This is a genomic window from Arthrobacter terrae, from assembly GCF_015708085.1.
Taxonomy (GTDB): Bacteria; Actinomycetota; Actinomycetes; order Actinomycetales; family Micrococcaceae; genus Arthrobacter_M; species Arthrobacter_M terrae.
Genome location: NZ_JADNYM010000025.1, coordinates 65,445 through 79,389 on the forward strand (window position 1 = coordinate 65,445; position 13,945 = coordinate 79,389).

General features: G+C 60.8%; 22 protein-coding genes. 11 read left to right on the plus strand and 11 right to left on the minus strand.

Annotated features, from left to right (window positions below):
• Nucleotides 1-161 precede the first annotated feature (161 nt).
• Nucleotides 162-1,100, minus strand: coding sequence for a patatin-like phospholipase family protein (locus IV500_RS17355; RefSeq protein ID WP_230855110.1), 939 nt, complete (start codon nt 1,098-1,100; stop codon nt 162-164).
• Nucleotides 1,101-1,387: 287 nt separating this feature from the next.
• Here IV500_RS17355 and IV500_RS17360 point away from each other — a divergent pair, with 287 nt between their 5' ends.
• The 4 genes from IV500_RS17360 (at nt 1,388) to IV500_RS17375 (ending at nt 3,984) form a co-directional block, all read left to right on the plus strand.
• Nucleotides 1,388-1,831, plus strand: coding sequence for a Mu transposase C-terminal domain-containing protein (locus tag IV500_RS17360; RefSeq protein WP_230855111.1), 444 nt, complete (start codon nt 1,388-1,390; stop codon nt 1,829-1,831).
• The gene (locus IV500_RS17365) at nt 1,831-2,643 is read left to right on the plus strand and encodes an AAA family ATPase (RefSeq protein WP_196398075.1); all 813 of its coding nucleotides are present in this window, start codon (nt 1,831-1,833) and stop codon (nt 2,641-2,643) included. The genes IV500_RS17360 and IV500_RS17365 overlap by 1 nt, the downstream gene beginning before the upstream one ends.
• 413 nt (nt 2,644-3,056) lie before the next feature.
• Nucleotides 3,057-3,527, plus strand: coding sequence for a dienelactone hydrolase family protein (locus IV500_RS22310; RefSeq protein WP_196398076.1), 471 nt, complete (start codon nt 3,057-3,059; stop codon nt 3,525-3,527).
• Nucleotides 3,528-3,720: 193 nt separating this feature from the next.
• Nucleotides 3,721-3,984: a DUF4913 domain-containing protein gene (locus IV500_RS17375; RefSeq protein WP_196398077.1), complete on the plus strand. Its 264-nt coding sequence runs from the start codon at nt 3,721-3,723 to the stop codon at nt 3,982-3,984.
• Nucleotides 3,985-4,340: 356 nt separating this feature from the next.
• Here IV500_RS17375 and IV500_RS17380 read toward each other — a convergent pair whose 3' ends face one another.
• The 10 genes from IV500_RS17380 to IV500_RS17425 form a co-directional block, all read right to left on the minus strand.
• The gene (locus IV500_RS17380) at nt 4,341-5,105 is read right to left on the minus strand and encodes an ABC transporter permease (RefSeq protein WP_196398078.1); all 765 of its coding nucleotides are present in this window, start codon (nt 5,103-5,105) and stop codon (nt 4,341-4,343) included.
• A complete protein-coding gene (locus IV500_RS17385) occupies nt 5,102-5,914 on the minus strand; it encodes an ABC transporter ATP-binding protein (RefSeq protein WP_196398079.1) in 813 nt (270 codons plus the stop codon). Before IV500_RS17385 ends, IV500_RS17380 begins: the two co-directional genes overlap by 4 nt.
• A complete protein-coding gene (locus tag IV500_RS17390) occupies nt 5,911-6,279 on the minus strand; it encodes a DUF1048 domain-containing protein (RefSeq protein WP_196398080.1) in 369 nt (122 codons plus the stop codon). The genes IV500_RS17385 and IV500_RS17390 overlap by 4 nt, the downstream gene beginning before the upstream one ends.
• Nucleotides 6,280-6,281: 2 nt before the next feature.
• Nucleotides 6,282-6,635, minus strand: a complete 354-nt coding sequence (locus IV500_RS17395) for a PadR family transcriptional regulator (protein ID WP_196398081.1) — start codon at nt 6,633-6,635, stop codon at nt 6,282-6,284.
• Between the two features lie 701 nt (nt 6,636-7,336).
• Nucleotides 7,337-7,567: a GNAT family N-acetyltransferase gene (locus IV500_RS17400; protein WP_281064062.1), complete on the minus strand. Its 231-nt coding sequence runs from the start codon at nt 7,565-7,567 to the stop codon at nt 7,337-7,339.
• Nucleotides 7,568-7,573: 6 nt separating this feature from the next.
• Nucleotides 7,574-7,744, minus strand: coding sequence for a GNAT family protein (locus IV500_RS17405; protein ID WP_196398083.1), 171 nt, complete (start codon nt 7,742-7,744; stop codon nt 7,574-7,576).
• Between the two features lie 176 nt (nt 7,745-7,920).
• On the minus strand, nt 7,921-8,385 hold the full coding sequence (locus IV500_RS17410; RefSeq protein WP_196398084.1) for a DUF8821 family protein: 465 nt from the start codon (nt 8,383-8,385) through the stop codon (nt 7,921-7,923).
• Nucleotides 8,386-8,440: 55 nt separating this feature from the next.
• Entirely contained in the window at nt 8,441-8,851 is a 411-nt protein-coding gene (locus IV500_RS17415) for a VOC family protein (protein WP_196398085.1), read from the minus strand.
• Nucleotides 8,852-8,861: 10 nt separating this feature from the next.
• Nucleotides 8,862-9,308, minus strand: coding sequence for a helix-turn-helix transcriptional regulator (locus IV500_RS17420; RefSeq protein ID WP_196398086.1), 447 nt, complete (start codon nt 9,306-9,308; stop codon nt 8,862-8,864).
• Nucleotides 9,309-9,577: 269 nt separating this feature from the next.
• Nucleotides 9,578-9,985, minus strand: coding sequence for a helix-turn-helix domain-containing protein (locus IV500_RS17425; protein WP_196398087.1), 408 nt, complete (start codon nt 9,983-9,985; stop codon nt 9,578-9,580).
• 98 nt (nt 9,986-10,083) lie between these two features.
• Between IV500_RS17425 and IV500_RS17430 the strand changes: the two genes are divergently transcribed.
• The 7 genes from IV500_RS17430 to IV500_RS21635 all read left to right on the plus strand — a co-directional run bounded on the left by IV500_RS17430 (nt 10,084) and on the right by IV500_RS21635 (nt 13,770).
• Nucleotides 10,084-10,506, plus strand: a complete 423-nt coding sequence (locus IV500_RS17430) for a VOC family protein (protein ID WP_230855113.1) — start codon at nt 10,084-10,086, stop codon at nt 10,504-10,506.
• Nucleotides 10,507-10,761: 255 nt separating this feature from the next.
• On the plus strand, nt 10,762-11,091 hold the full coding sequence (locus tag IV500_RS17435) for a PadR family transcriptional regulator (protein ID WP_196398088.1): 330 nt from the start codon (nt 10,762-10,764) through the stop codon (nt 11,089-11,091).
• Complete coding sequence (locus tag IV500_RS17440) at nt 11,088-11,456, plus strand: DUF1048 domain-containing protein (protein ID WP_196398089.1); 369 nt, start codon at nt 11,088-11,090, stop codon at nt 11,454-11,456. The genes IV500_RS17435 and IV500_RS17440 overlap by 4 nt, the downstream gene beginning before the upstream one ends.
• On the plus strand, nt 11,453-12,232 hold the full coding sequence (locus IV500_RS17445; RefSeq protein WP_376770225.1) for an ABC transporter ATP-binding protein: 780 nt from the start codon (nt 11,453-11,455) through the stop codon (nt 12,230-12,232). The genes IV500_RS17440 and IV500_RS17445 overlap by 4 nt, the downstream gene beginning before the upstream one ends.
• On the plus strand, nt 12,232-12,996 hold the full coding sequence (locus tag IV500_RS17450; protein WP_196398090.1) for an ABC transporter permease: 765 nt from the start codon (nt 12,232-12,234) through the stop codon (nt 12,994-12,996). The genes IV500_RS17445 and IV500_RS17450 overlap by 1 nt, the downstream gene beginning before the upstream one ends.
• Nucleotides 12,997-13,042: 46 nt before the next feature.
• Nucleotides 13,043-13,333 carry a transposase gene (locus tag IV500_RS17455; protein WP_196398091.1) on the plus strand — a complete coding sequence of 97 codons (291 nt, stop codon included), beginning with the start codon at nt 13,043-13,045 and terminating at the stop codon, nt 13,331-13,333.
• 5 nt (nt 13,334-13,338) lie between these two features.
• Nucleotides 13,339-13,770, plus strand: coding sequence for an IS3 family transposase (locus IV500_RS21635; protein WP_312875973.1), 432 nt, complete (start codon nt 13,339-13,341; stop codon nt 13,768-13,770).
• Nucleotides 13,771-13,945: the final 175 nt, after the last annotated feature.

The window sequence follows — 13,945 nt, forward strand, 5'->3', positions numbered from 1 at the left end:
GTGGTTTGTAGTGCAGAGCTGATCTGCGAAGTGCTGGTTTGCCTGGCTAGGCCGAGGCAAACCAGCATCCTTCACCAGTCAAGACCACGAATTGACATCGCTCTTATGCGGAGTCTGCACGTTGGGCTTGTGCTTCCCCTAAGTCGACCGATTCCGCGTCGTCAGCTCCAGAATTGACTGAGCTGCTCGGCGAGGGCTCTGCCTTGGTCGTAACCACCTCGACCGGCCTGCAGACGCGTTGACAGATCCAACGCATTGGCGTTGAACACGTCACCCGCACCGGCGTCCGGGAAGATGGTCGCGACTTTGCTGCCCCCTGCGCGTAGTTCGTCGACTTGGGATTCGAGTTGCATGCCCCAATCCAACGGATACCGGGTTCTGCCGCTGAATGGTGACATCACCACCACCCGCTCGTATCCGGCCGCCAGGTCAGCGTTCTCGTTGCGCCGGTAACCACCGTTGATGTATCGGTTCTCACCGATGCGGTAGGGCGTCTTAGCCGAGGTGCTGGCCGCGACAGCGTCCACTAGATCAATTCCGCTCTGGCGGTCGAACACGACCGGTTCTCCAGTCTGCGCATTGACAGCAGCGATGAGCACACGCTGTTGCGGCCACTCATGGCTGGGAAGCCGCGACGCGACGATGTCGTGCCAGCGCGCGTTGCTAGAGCCGTCCGATGGATCACCCTCGAGCGCCGCCGCGCCCATTTTGCGGCGCATGTCTGCGACATCGGTGGCAGAATTAATGATCTTGTCCGACCACGCCATATAGTTCGGACCTACGACATGCGGAGCGCGACCCCTGTCCGATCCAGTGCCGCTCGCCGGTGGCTGAGGCGCTTCTGCGAGGACGGCGGCATAGAGATCGGCCGGCCGTGTCCCACTGGTGATCTGGGCAGCCACCGTCGAACCGGCGGAAGTTCCGATGATGAGATCGGCTCCGGTGAGATCGACCCCGGCATCGGAAAGACCGGCGATGAGGCCAAGCTCCCATGCATTGCCTGCCGCCCCGCCACCGGCAAGAACCAATGCTGTGCGGGAGTGGTATTCCGAGACGTCGCTAGAGGTCGTCTCCGAGTTGTGCTGATGTGAATTGTTCATAATCGTAGCTTTCTGAGAATGCGTGCAGCGCTCTCCGCGACGGCTACGTCAGTCGCGCGATCGTGAACTCGAAGGAGCGCCCAGAGTGGACAATGTGTGCATCGGGCTCACCTCCTCGAATCGTGTCACGTTCGACGAGAACACTACTGGGTTTGCGCCCAGCGCGCAAACCAACACACTTTGGTTCAACTTGTTCAGATCCGACCCACCACCTCCTCGAGGCTCTCGATCGCGCCATTAATAACTTCATCGGTACTTACAACGACCGAAATCACCGCGAGTTGGAGATGTCACCGCGAGATGCGTGGGTCACCGACGGTTGGCTGCCCCGGATGCCCGAGAGTCTCGAAGAACTCGATGGCCTCCTCCTCACCGTTCCGAAGAACCGTGTGGTGCAGCGCGATGGCATCCACTTCCAAGGCCAGCGCTACCTCTCTCCAACTCTCGCCTCGTTCGTCGGGCACACCATCACGATCCGGTACGACCCACGCGACATCTCCGAGATCCGCGTCTACGACCGGGACACGTTCATCTGCACCGCCATCGACGAGGCCCACCCGAATCTTCGGCTCAGTCTCCGCGACATCGAGACCGCACGCCGTGCCCGCCGCAAACAGTTGCGCCGAGTCATCAACGATCGCATCCCGAGCGTTGCCAGCCGCGAGGAACCTCGCACCCTCGAACCGACGAAACGGCGGCTAAGGCTGCGCACCTACGAAGAGGACGAGTGATGAATCAGGCATTCATCGTTACCAAAGAACACCGACGCTTCACCGAGTTCGCCAACGCCGTCCGGAAAGAAAAAACCATCGGAATCTGCCACGGCGCAGCCGGCGTTGGGAAAACGAACTCTGCCCGCCGCTACGCCAACTGGGACGCCCTCGAGACCTACATCAAGGAATGGGGTCCCAGAGGCGACCACGACGCCAAGCACTATGCCCTCGCAAACCGGTCTCGAACCGTCTTCTACACACCCGAAGTCCTCTGCCGACCAAAAGACCTCATGCGCGACATCGAGCATTGGCAGATCAAAGTCGGGATCTGCGCCGACGAACACCTCCGCTCCCTCATGCCCGAGGCGGAAACGGTCAGGCAGAAGGACGTCACCCGCCACGTCGAGCTCCTCATCGTCGACGAAGCCGAACGGCTCACCCCCACCGCCCTCGAACTCCTCCGCGACCAACATGACCGCACCCATCTGGCGATGATCCTCATCGGCATGCCCGGCATCGACGAACGCTTCCGCCACTACCCCCAGCTCTACAGCCGACTCGGCTTCTCCCACCACTACCAAGCCCTCGGGCGAGAAGAGATCCTGTTCGTCCTCGACCGCCACTGGAAAAGACTCGGCAAAACCCTCGGCCCCGACGACTTCACCGACGCCCAAGCAATCGCCGCCATCGAACGAATCACCCGCGGCAACTTCCGGCTCCTCGAACGACTCTTCCCACAAATCAACCGAGTACTCAAAATCAACCAGCTCGACACCATCACCGACGACGTCGTCGAAGCCGCAGTTAGCATCCTCGTCATCGGCAACTAGCGACACGAAGCGATCACAAAACAATGCCACGAAACGGCAAACTCCACACCCGTTATGGGTTCTAATCCGATGTTCCGGCACCTCGCGGGCAGGGCCCCGGTAGCTTCGGAGAAAGCGGCCGGACCGACTCAGGTACCTTGGCGGCATCAAATCCGTGTCGGTCCGGCCGCTCCGAAAACTACTCAACCACAGACGGCCATTAGACACACCGGGAGGGCTGTCAGTTCTACCGTCGCCGGCTCAGTCGCGGCAACCATTTGTGGTCATAATTTCCGAGCCGCCTCAAATCTCTGCGAGGGTGGCCAGTTAGGATATGCAACCTGAGAACGAACGATGTGCTTGATGTGGGTTCTTGAATCAGTTTGTCCCTATCAGGGGTCGATTACTGGTAAGCGACCCCTGATAGAAGGACCTTGCGAGAGTCCATTCAGAGCCCCGGGGGCCCCGGCGGTGCTTTTCGTGGGTCCGACCCCAATCGGATAGCCGCAGTGGGATACGGCGCAGGCGCCCGCATACTTCTCGAACTTGCGAAAGACGGAGCTGGCTTCAAGGCTGTAGCCGTCATCCATCCGGCACTTCCACTCGCTCAATCCGGCGAATGGGCGGATGCGAACGCGACCTATCTTCTCTGTACCGGCTCGAACGACCCATTGTGTACGCCAACCCAGCTGCTGGAGCTAGGCGACACCCTACAGAAAGCAGAGATCGACTGGCGTGCGAACATCTATGGCGGAGCCCAACACGCTTTCTGGTCGCGTCCAAAGGAAAGCACTGGAAGTGATGGTGCCCCCGTGGAACGCACGGTGCCCGGTGTGGGCTATCACGCTTCTCATGCGCCGAGGGCATGGCAGGCGGTACTCGATCTCATCGTCTCTGCCGACTAGAGCACGACGCCACGCATGGCTATCTCCTGCCTGACATGGCCGATCTCGAAAAATTGCGTGTGACCGCGCATCCGATCCGCTTGCAACTGCTATCGCTTGTTACCGGCAGCGCAATGAGCTCCGCAGAAGCAGCTCGTGAACTGGGCATCACTCAGGCCGGTGGGCCGCCGACTGGTGGAACTACCCGGAAGCAGTGTCGCGGCTAGAAGCACTCTGGCGCTCATGGGAGGCGGCCAGGTTGGAGCCCACAGCGATGAGTGGCTGGTGGCGCGATGACGTCGACCACCACATGAGCATCCTCATGTCGACCGAAGGCACATTCGCGGCCTCCGAGGACAAAAACACCCCCGGCGAACCATTGCCATACACGCCCCCGCCACCGTCAGCTTCCCCGATCTTCGGAAAACGTAACAGGGAAGGCCCCGTGCGAATCGCACGGGGTCTTCTGCTGGTGTAGGGGCGACTTGTGAATTCGACTCACAGTGAAATATCCGACGCTACCGGTCGCTGGGGTAGACGAATTTATTGGTAGCGCGGGTCCTGGGGCTCACCCCGACAGGGGCTACCAGCTTTCATTTCATGGTCAGCTTTCATACGGTGGTGATCGGTCGAACGCACCGTTTTCTGGACCTTTACCTCGTGCGTATGAGGTACCTGAGTGAGAATCCCAACCGGGCGGGCTATATGCGACACCCCCCCCACTTGACCAGCATCCCGATCCCAGTGATGGCGGGGAGTGTCCGTAGGGGGTCCGTCTAATGACGCACGCAAGGTCAGAGCCCGCCTGCCGCGATGTTCCACCCCCGTCGCTGCTTACCTGATTTTGCGGCGGTAGATGGCGATCGCGAAGGCGTAGGCGACAACGAGGATGCCGACGAGCCAGGCGAGGGCGATCCAGACGTCACTTCCAACGGCTTGTTGGGCGAATAGTGCTCGGATGGTGTTCACGATGGAGGTCACGGGCTGGTTTTCGGCGAACCATGCGACCGGGCCGGGCATTGAACTGGTGGGTACGAAGGCCGAGCTGATGAACGGCAGGAAGATCAGAGGGTAGCTGAACGCGCTCGCGCCGTCGACGGTTTTTGCCGATAGTCCGGCGATCACGGCGAGCCAGGTCAGTGCGAGGGTGAACAGGATCAGCATTCCGGCAATGGCGAGCCAGGCGGCGATGGATGCTCCGGTGCGGAACCCCATGATTAGTGCGACGCCGATGACGACCGTGACGGACACCAGGTTCGCGGTCACGGAGGTGAACACGTGCGCCCAGAGCACGCTGGACCTGGCGATGGGCATAGAGGCGAAGCGTTCGAAGATGCCTCCTTGCAGGTCCAGGAAGAGCCGGTACGCGGTGTAGGCGACGCCGGAGGCGATCGTGATGAGCAGGATGCCGGGGAGTAGGTAGTTCACGTACGACTGGCTGGATCCGGTGTGGATCGCTCCGCCGAGCACGTACACGAACAACAGCATGAGCGCGACGGGCGTGACTACGGTGGTGATGATTGTGTCGGGGCTGCGGAGGATGTGGCGTAGCGAGCGGCCGGTCAGCACGCTGGTGTCGTCGAGGACGTGAGTGGTCATCGAATTTCCTTTCGTGCTGGGAGGTTGTTGTCGGCGTGGTCGTCGTCGGTGTCGCCAGTGTCCCCGGTGAGGGTGAGGAAGATGTCCTCGAGGGAGGGCTGCTTCTCGACGTACTCGACGGTGGTGGCGGGGAGGAGTTGCCTGAGTTCGGTCAGCGTGCCGTTCTGGATGATCGTGCCTTTGTGCAAGATTGCGATGCGATCGGCGAGCTGTTCGGCTTCGTCGAGGTATTGCGTGGTGAGCAGCACCGTCGTGCCCTGGCCGGCGAGTTGCTTGATGGTCTGCCACACTTCGAGGCGTCCTTCGGGATCGAGCCCGGTCGTTGGTTCGTCGAGAAAGATTATCGCGGGGTTCCCGATCAGGCTCATCGCGATGTCTAGCCGGCGCCGCATGCCACCCGAGTAGGTTGAGCCCCTGCGGTTGGCTGCGTCGGTGAGCGAGAAGCGGGCGAGGAGGTTGTCGGCGATCGTGCCAGGGTTCTTCAAATGACGCAACTTGGCAACCAGCACGAGGTTCTCCCGTCCGGTGAGCACGTCATCGACGGCGGCGAATTGGCCGGTGAGGCTGATTGACTCTCGCACGTCGCCGGGATTGGTGGCCACGTCGACGCCGTAAACCGTGGCGGTGCCCGCGTCGGCCTTCTGTAGCGTCGATAGGATTTTCACCAGCGTGGTCTTGCCTGCCCCGTTCGAGCCGAGCAGTGCGAAGATGCTTCCCGTTTCCACGTCGAAGTCGACGCCCCGAAGCACGTGAACGTCCTTGAACGACTTTGTGATGCCCTTCACCCGGATCGCGGGCCCGGTGCTCACTTCCGTTCCTCTCGCTCGGCGTCCTCGATGCTCTTGTTCAGGCGCTCACGCTCCTTATCGATCCACTGCGTGCCGGCGTAGGCCTGTGCGAAGGTCTCGGCGAAGTCGATCGGGTCGTCCCCGACGATCTCCCGCACGGGTGTCCCGTCGAGCGCAGCACGTTCCCACAGGTCGGCTAAGTCACCGAACATCGTGACGAGGGTGTCACCGTCGGTGAAGCCTCCGTAGTACATGAAGTACCGGTGCATGGCCTGCGCGGCACTCCCGTACGGCTCGGGAAGGGCATTGATGCGGGCTTTGTCCTGCTTGTACTGCTTCTTTTGCTCAAGCGATCCGGTGAGGGTCTCAATCCACTTTGCGCCCATTGCTACTGTCCTTTTTCCTGAGGGTGTTCGATATGGTGGTGAAGCCGTTCGATGCGTTCTGCGAGAAAGTTCCAGGTGCTCCAAAACTCGCCGAGGTACTCGCCGCCGAGTGCGTTGAGTGAGTAGACCTTGCGTGGCGGGCCTTTCTCGGAGGGGACCTTCGCCACGTCCACAAAGCCGCGCTGCTCGATTCTGACCAGCAACGCATAGACGGTTCCCTCGACGATGTCGGAGAAGCCCTGCTCGCGCAGCTGCGCCGTGATCTGGTACCCGTATGCCGGCTGCGCGGCCAGGATCTCGAGCACGATTCCTTCGAGCGTGCCTTTGAGCATCTCGGTCATCTGCTGCTTGCTCATGGATTCCGTTCTCTCGACTACTTGGTGACGCTGACTACCACTAGATAGTAACGCGGACTACCACTAGATAGTAACGCGGAGTACGGCTGGCCAGCAAGGGTTTAAGAGTCATTGTTCTGGAGGGGGCGGATGCAGCAAATCCGATTGCGGGACCCGACGCCGCAACGAACGAGTTCCAAGCGTGATGAGGCGCACGACAGGGACGTCGAATGGCCGCCGTCGCCCTCAGTTTTAAGTCTGACGCGCGCGTTCACGCCGTCGTGTCCAGGTCGCGGTCGGAACCAGCGCGCTCGGCCCGAGCACCTCGTTGGGGGTAGCCGTGCTTGGTAACCACGACCTGCTCATCGAAACCGTGACGCCGCCACGGCAACCCGGAGCCTACTTGGCCGAAGTCGCCGTTCCGCAGCACTTTTCGCTCGCGGGCCGGCCTCCCGCCGGTTGGCGTGGATCAGCAGCAGTCGTCATGTTCTATGGTTTGCTCACCGGTGAGGGCAGACACTGGGACTTGCAGACGTCCCCACGCCAGGCCTCGATCCCTTCTCGGGCGGCGAAAATGACAATCTGAACCGTCCCGGGTTTCATGCCGCCGTGTTGTTGGCGGCTTCCTCGGTTGATTGGCCGGTTGTTCGAGCGTAGTAGTTCTGCTCGTATAACCCATCCCTCACCGGGTGCCGCTTCATGAGGACATCGTGTGGCTCGGGTCAGAGGCCGAGCCGCCGCGTCATCCGGTAGTTGATCATTTTCACTCCGCGGGTAATGGGATGCTGCTCAGCAACCACGATGAACCCGTGTCGTTCGAAGAATGGACGTGCGGTGATGCTCGCGTTGGTGGACAGCCCGGCCGTGCCGTCCGCCACAGCCCTTTCGTGAAGATATGAAAGAAGTGCGCTGACTGCCCCGAGCCTGCCGAACATCGGGGCCACGAATATCATGTCGGATTAGCCGGTTTCGCTGACGTCGGAGAAGCCTGCGACCTCGCCGCCGATGGCAGCCACGAACGTGTTCAAGGACCTCCTCGCGGAATTCCACTGATGGACGTCACGCTCTTGCGGCCGAGACCAGGCCGCGATCTGCTCCGGCGAGTAGTGCAGCGCAACCGTTTCGGTCACCGCCGTTAGGAACACGCTCAGAGTCGCTGGGCGTCGGGTTCAGCGTAGGGACGGATCTCCATCCCCTGATTCAATCATTCCCAGCGAACGCCCGTAAGCCGAACGGTCTACGGCACGGTCGTTCCGGGGACATGACCGCCTGGGACTGGTCGAGCCTTGCAGGGCCGGTCCGAGTGTCAGTACTTGTTCTTGATATTGAAGTAGGACCCGCGAATGGTGCCGGCCAGCTTCGACTTCTGACGTGCGAACTTGAACCGGGAGGCGAGCTCGGCTGGGACTTCCATCCCTTCGGAGAGTTTGAACCCCACTGCCCGCTTCGTGGGGTCATCGTCGGTGTACATCACATTGATCGGCAGACCACTCTGGTAGAAGACGTAGGCCATGCGGATGTTCTCGATCTGGAAGTCCGTCGCCTCGAGAGGGGGAGAAGCGATGACGATGTCGCGTTCTTCCTTGAGGATTCCGTGCACCCAGTCGATGGCCATCTTCGCGTTGCGTGCGGGCTCCACCGTGAAGGCATGATCGTACTTGTTTTTGAAGTAGCGGGCCTCGTTCGCCCGTAGACCAGCGAGTGCATCTGCGACCGGCGACGATTCCAGGCCGACCGTCGAAACGGTGTGGAAATCCACGGTGTAGGGCACGACGCGCTCCTCAATCCCGTCCAACTTATTATCTCTCAACCACGCCGGGAACCGTTCAGGTGACCTGTCGAATCCGCACCGTGTTGCCAGCGGGATCTCGGAATGCGCAGTCGTGCATGCCATACGGTTGCTGGGCCGGCTCCTGGATGACCTCCGCGCCACTGGCCTGAACCTTCTCGAAGACGTCGTCGAGGTCCGTGGTGACCAGCATGATCCACCCGTAGGTCCCTTTGGCCATCATCTCGGCGATGATCGTACGCTCATCGTCGGTGATGCCCGGGTCGGCGGCCGGTGGCGCCAGCAGAATGCTGGTTTCCGGCTGCTCTACCGGACCAACCGTAATCCAGCGCATAGCGCCGTTGCCGACATCGCGGCGGACCTCGAAACCGAGGACGTCGCGGTAGAACCGGAGCGACGCTTCAGGATCACTGTGCGGGAGAACAACAGTGTCAATGGTGATGTTCATGCCGCTCACACTAGTACGGCTGTCTGGCTCCCGCTTCTTGATTCCTGACCGGTCTGGTTACCTGCTTCGCCACACACGGCGGCAAGCTTGCGCACCCCTTCGCCACCTGGTTACGGTAAACGCTGGGCGGCATCCCGACCAGTTCGGTAAAACGGGTGCTGAAGGTGCCCAGCGAAGCGTACCCAACCGCAAAGCAGATTTCGGTCACGCTCAACTCACTCACCCGCAGCAACACCATCGCGCGCTCAATACGCCGAGTCATCAGATAGCTGTACGGCGGCTCACCATAAGCCGCCCGGAACTGACGGCTCAGGTGCCCGGCGGACATAAACGCACCACGGGCAAGAGCCTCCACGTCCAGCGGTCGCGCGTACTCCCGGTCAATCCGATCCCGCACCCGACGCAGACACGCCAGTTCATCCAAGCGACCGCACCCGGCCAAACCACCGCCAGTCATATTTCCAGCATGCCACGACCCCCAGCCACGGCGGAAACCCCACGGGCGAATACTTTTAGAGGCATGGATACGCGCTATCGCGCATCTACCGCAGCAACCCGCGCCGATGTCCTGCAGGACATGCTCCCGCCCGCAACAGGGACCATCAGCGGACGCTATTTCACCGTGCTCCCTGAGACAGGGTTAAGAGCGTTGGTGGCTTCGAGCCCGCCCGTAAGGGGAACGGTCTGCGGACATAGATATGGTGGGCGGAGATTTCCAGGGAATTGTCAGCGGCCGTTGCCGATGGGGCGGGACCAGCGCATTGTGAAATAAGTTGGCGCGAAGAGCCGCTCGTGGGTGACCCACTTTCGGTAGGCCAAGGGAGATCGGCCGACGATCTCGGAGAATGTGCGGCTGAACGTGCCGAGACTGCTGAATCCCACTGCCATGCAGATCTCGGTCACATTCATGTCATCGTGGCGCAGCAGGAACATTGCTCGCTCCACCCGGCGGCGCTGCAGGTAGCGGTATGGCGTCTCGCTGAAGACCCGTTTGAACTCTCGGATGAAGTGGGCTCGCGTCATGTAGGCGAGTGCGGCGAGTTGTTCGACGTCGAGCGGCTCAGCGTACCGGCGGTCCATGTGGTTGCGGACGCGCAAGAGCCGAAGATTCACCGCTTCGGTCTCTCGGTCCATGAGACCATCGTACGTAGCGAGCACTTCTGGAGAAGCCACAGCGCCGAACGGTACGTAGCGTGTATACCGGAACGACCAACCACATGGAGGAGTTCATCATGCTGACACGCAACAACCTGTCATCGATCTACGTGCTAGATCAGGACGAGGCTCTGACGTTCTATACCGAGGTGCTGGGCCTGGAGGTGAGTGCGGACATGAACTTCGGTCCGATGCGCTGGCTCACGGTACGAGTGCCTGGTGACCAGAAAGAGATCCTGTTGGAGCGGCCCGGCGCTCCCGCGCACGACGAGGCCACCGCGGCCCAGGTTCGCGACCTGGTCACCAAGGGTGCCGGTGGCGGATGGCTCGCGTTCACCACCGACGACGTGCGGGGCACGTTCGAGAAGTTCGAGGCAGCCGGCACAGAGATCACCCAGGAGCCGATGGACCAACCGTACGGAACGGACTTCGCCATCAGGGACCCCTTCGGCAACAACATCCGTATCGGCTCGATCAAGCATTGGGACCAGCAGGAATAACAGCTGGCAGCCGCCAAGGCGCCAGAATCTCCAAGGAGGCTGGTCCCGCAGCTGCGAAGCGGTGAGCGGTCCAGCCTGAGTGCTTGCGTTATCTAGGGCGGTCCGTGATCGCCTCGCCAACAATGCGTCGCGAATCCCACTGATCGTCGCTCCTGCTATTGGGTCCGATCGGCGCGATTCCATTTCTTGTGCACGCGCTATTCGGTGATACTATCTAGTGGTAGCTAGCAGCACCGAGTAGCGGATCGAGGATTTATGGCGAGACAGATGACAGAGATGCTCAAAGGCACCTTGGAAGGCATCGTGCTGGCCCTCCTGGCAGTGCAGCCCGCCTACGGCTACGAAATCACGGCACGACTGCGCGACCAGGGCTTCACCCAAATCGCCGAAGGCACCGTCTACGCGCTACTCGTTCGGATCGAACAACGCGGTTTCGTCGACGTGTCGAAAGTGCCGTCAGAAAAGGGCCCGCCTCGGAAGGTCTATTCGCTCAACACATCCGGCGTCGACTACCTCGACGACTTCTGGAGGACGTGGAGCTTCCTCACAGAACGACTGGAACAGCTCCGACAGGAAGGTAAATGACCATGTGGATCGACAAGCTCGTCGGAGATCTCGCCGATAAGAAGAGTTATCTGGAGTACAAGGCCCGGGTGAAAAAACTTCCGCCGGGGTATCGGGAGACGGCGAAGGCCCTCGAGCGGTATCTGATGTACATGGGCCCAAGTGACGACGGAAAAGCGCTCATCGCCATGGTCGGTGATTTGGCAGATCTGCTTGAACAGAGCGCCGCCGATGCCACACCGATTCGCCTACTGGTCGGGGACGACCCGGCGGAGTTCGCGGAAACGTTCCTTGATAATTACGCCGGTGGCAGCTGGATCCGCAAAGAGCGCACCCGGCTGGCGGACTCGATCGACCGCGCGATCGTTGAGCAAGCCAAATTGTGAGCGCCGTAGTCGAGACCCCAGCTATCAGCGTTCGCGGCGTGGAGAAGTCGTTCAAGAACGTGCACGTGCTGCGCGGGGTCGACCTAGACGTCGCAGCCGGGAGCATCCTCGCGCTGCTGGGCTCCAACGGAGCGGGTAAAACCACGTTGGTGCGCATCCTGTCGACGCTTCTCAAAGCCGATTCAGGGGCGGCGACGGTCAATCAGTTCGACGTCGCCACACAAGGCAGTAACGTGCGTGAGTCGATCAGCCTCACCGGTCAATTCGCTGCCGTCGACGAAGTCCTCTCCGGGCGCGAGAATTTAGTGCTGATTGCGAAGCTGCGTCGCCTGAAGAACCCGGGCGCCATCGCTGACGAGTTACTCGCCCAATTCGATCTGGCCGACGCGGGCAAGCGAACATCGTCCACCTATTCAGGCGGGATGCGACGCCGACTCGACATCGCCATGAGCCTCATCGGCAACCCTCCCATCATCTTCCTAGACGAACCGACGACCGGGCTCGACCCTCAGTCGCGCATGGAGGTATGGCAGACGGTCAAGCAACTCGCGAAAGGAGGCACCACAGTCCTCCTCACCACGCAGTACCTCGATGAAGCCGAATACCTCGCCGACCGCATCGCGATCCTCCATGAGGGCACGATCATCCAAAACGGAACCCTCGCAGAACTCCGACAACTACTCCCCGAGGCAACGATGGAATACGTCCAGAAACAACCCTCACTCGAAGACGTCTTCCTCGCCCTCGTCGGCGACGAACCGAGAAAGGAATCCTGATGAGCACCAACATCCTCAGCGACACTGGCATCCTCACCGGCCTGTCGCTTCGCCACATCGTGAGGAGCCCCGACACGATCATCACGACGGTAGTCACCCCGGTCGCGCTGATGCTGCTGTTCGTCTATGTCCTCGGAGGTGCGATCCGCACTGGTTCCACCGATTCGTATCTCAGCTACATGCTCCCGGGAATTCTTCTCATCACAGTCGCGTCAGGAATCGCATACACGGCCTACCGACTTTTCCTAGACCTCCAGGGAGGCATCTTCGAGCGTTTCCAGTCCATGCCGATCGCGAGGTCAAGCATGCTTTGGGCGCACGTCCTGACCTCCCTCGCCGCGAACCTGGTCTCGGTCGCCATCGTCATCGGTGTCGCGTTCGTCATGGGTTTCCGCACAGCTGCACCTGCGACCTCGTGGCTCGCCGTCGCCGGCATTGTGATCCTGTTCACTCTCGCACTCACCTGGGTTGCCGTCATCGCCGGCCTGTCGGCTAAGAGTGTGGATGGCGCCAGCGCCTTCAGCTACCCGCTGATCTTCCTTCCGTTCATTAGCTCCGCATTCGTTCCCACCGATACGATGCCGGGCCCGGTCGCCTGGTTCGCCGACAATCAACCCGTCACCTCAATCGTCAACGTCATCCGAGCGCTTTTCACTCAACAACCCGTCGGCAGCGACTTCTGGATTGCCCTCGCGTGGCTCGTCGGTATCTCCGTTGTGGCCTACGCATTGGCAATCAACGCCTACCGCAGGAAGTTCCGGTAGACATGCGCCCGTATGGTGAGTTGAGACAGGGGTTAGGAGGATCCGGATGTCGGATCGTAGGAAGTTCACCTCGCAGTTCAAGGCTGATGCTGTCGCGCTAGTGCTCAGCTCGGGTCGGCCGGTCGCGCAGGTTGCCCCCGAGATCGGCGTTGTCGAGGGGACCCTCGGGAACTGGGTGCGAACGTGGAAAGAAGAACACCCAGAGGCCGGGAAGGACGAACCTGGGCCGGTGGAGTGGGCTAAGTACAAAGCGTTGCAGCTCGAGCTCGCCGAGCTGAAGAGGGAGAACGAGTTTTTGGGAAAAGTCAGCGCCTTCTTTGCCGCGAAGCAACAGTGACCGATGTGTTCACGTTCATTCGCTCAGAGAAGGCCAACTTTCCGGTGACCTGGATGTGTCACAAACTCGGCGTCGCCCGTGCTTCGTTCTACCGCTGGTTGCGGCCCGAGAAGCTGACGCCGACCCAGCAACGTCACGTCACGCTGGCTGAGTCAGTTCAGCGGGTTTACGACAGGGAGAAGGGCAAAGCCGGTCGGGACCAGATCGCGTTCATGCTCCGCAACGAGGGCGTCCGGGTCGCCGTCGGGACCGTCGGGTCGATTATGCGTGAACGGGGCCTGCGAGCGGTGCGAATGAAGGCCTGGAAGCAGACGACCGACCAGGACCGGGATGCCCGGACGGCGCATATCCGAAACCATATGCTCGATGTTCACGGGGTCCGTGACTTCACCTCCAGCACTCCAGGGACTCGCCTCGTCGGTGATATCACCTATTAGGTTCAGGGGCTGATTATGTGCAGTTCGGCGCTGAAGGGTCTGATTGGTCCCGCATCGATCGGGATTTCACTGTATGACTCTCTCGTTGACTGCACATAATCGGGACACTTCTTGTATCCAACCCGTATGGAATACAAGGAGTCATCCGATGAATATTGATGTTGAAATGACGGTG

Excerpts from the sequence above, each read along its gene's own strand:
- IV500_RS17355 (WP_230855110.1), bottom strand. The coding sequence starts at position 1,100 with ATGAACAATTCACATCAGCACAACTCGGAGACGACCTCTAGCGACGTC.
- IV500_RS17360 (WP_230855111.1), top strand. The coding sequence starts at position 1,388 with ATGTCACCGCGAGATGCGTGGGTCACCGACGGTTGGCTGCCCCGGATG.
- IV500_RS17365 (WP_196398075.1), top strand. The coding sequence starts at position 1,831 with ATGAATCAGGCATTCATCGTTACCAAAGAACACCGACGCTTCACCGAG.
- IV500_RS17380 (WP_196398078.1), bottom strand. The coding sequence starts at position 5,105 with ATGACCACTCACGTCCTCGACGACACCAGCGTGCTGACCGGCCGCTCG.
- IV500_RS17390 (WP_196398080.1), bottom strand. The coding sequence starts at position 6,279 with ATGGGCGCAAAGTGGATTGAGACCCTCACCGGATCGCTTGAGCAAAAG.
- IV500_RS17395 (WP_196398081.1), bottom strand. The coding sequence starts at position 6,635 with ATGAGCAAGCAGCAGATGACCGAGATGCTCAAAGGCACGCTCGAAGGA.
- IV500_RS17400 (WP_281064062.1), bottom strand. The coding sequence starts at position 7,567 with ATGATATTCGTGGCCCCGATGTTCGGCAGGCTCGGGGCAGTCAGCGCA.
- IV500_RS17415 (WP_196398085.1), bottom strand. The coding sequence starts at position 8,851 with ATGAACATCACCATTGACACTGTTGTTCTCCCGCACAGTGATCCTGAA.
- IV500_RS17420 (WP_196398086.1), bottom strand. The coding sequence starts at position 9,308 with ATGACTGGCGGTGGTTTGGCCGGGTGCGGTCGCTTGGATGAACTGGCG.
- IV500_RS17425 (WP_196398087.1), bottom strand. The coding sequence starts at position 9,985 with ATGGACCGAGAGACCGAAGCGGTGAATCTTCGGCTCTTGCGCGTCCGC.
- IV500_RS17430 (WP_230855113.1), top strand. The coding sequence starts at position 10,084 with ATGCTGACACGCAACAACCTGTCATCGATCTACGTGCTAGATCAGGAC.
- IV500_RS17435 (WP_196398088.1), top strand. The coding sequence starts at position 10,762 with ATGGCGAGACAGATGACAGAGATGCTCAAAGGCACCTTGGAAGGCATC.
- IV500_RS17440 (WP_196398089.1), top strand. The coding sequence starts at position 11,088 with ATGACCATGTGGATCGACAAGCTCGTCGGAGATCTCGCCGATAAGAAG.
- IV500_RS17450 (WP_196398090.1), top strand. The coding sequence starts at position 12,232 with ATGAGCACCAACATCCTCAGCGACACTGGCATCCTCACCGGCCTGTCG.
- IV500_RS17455 (WP_196398091.1), top strand. The coding sequence starts at position 13,043 with ATGTCGGATCGTAGGAAGTTCACCTCGCAGTTCAAGGCTGATGCTGTC.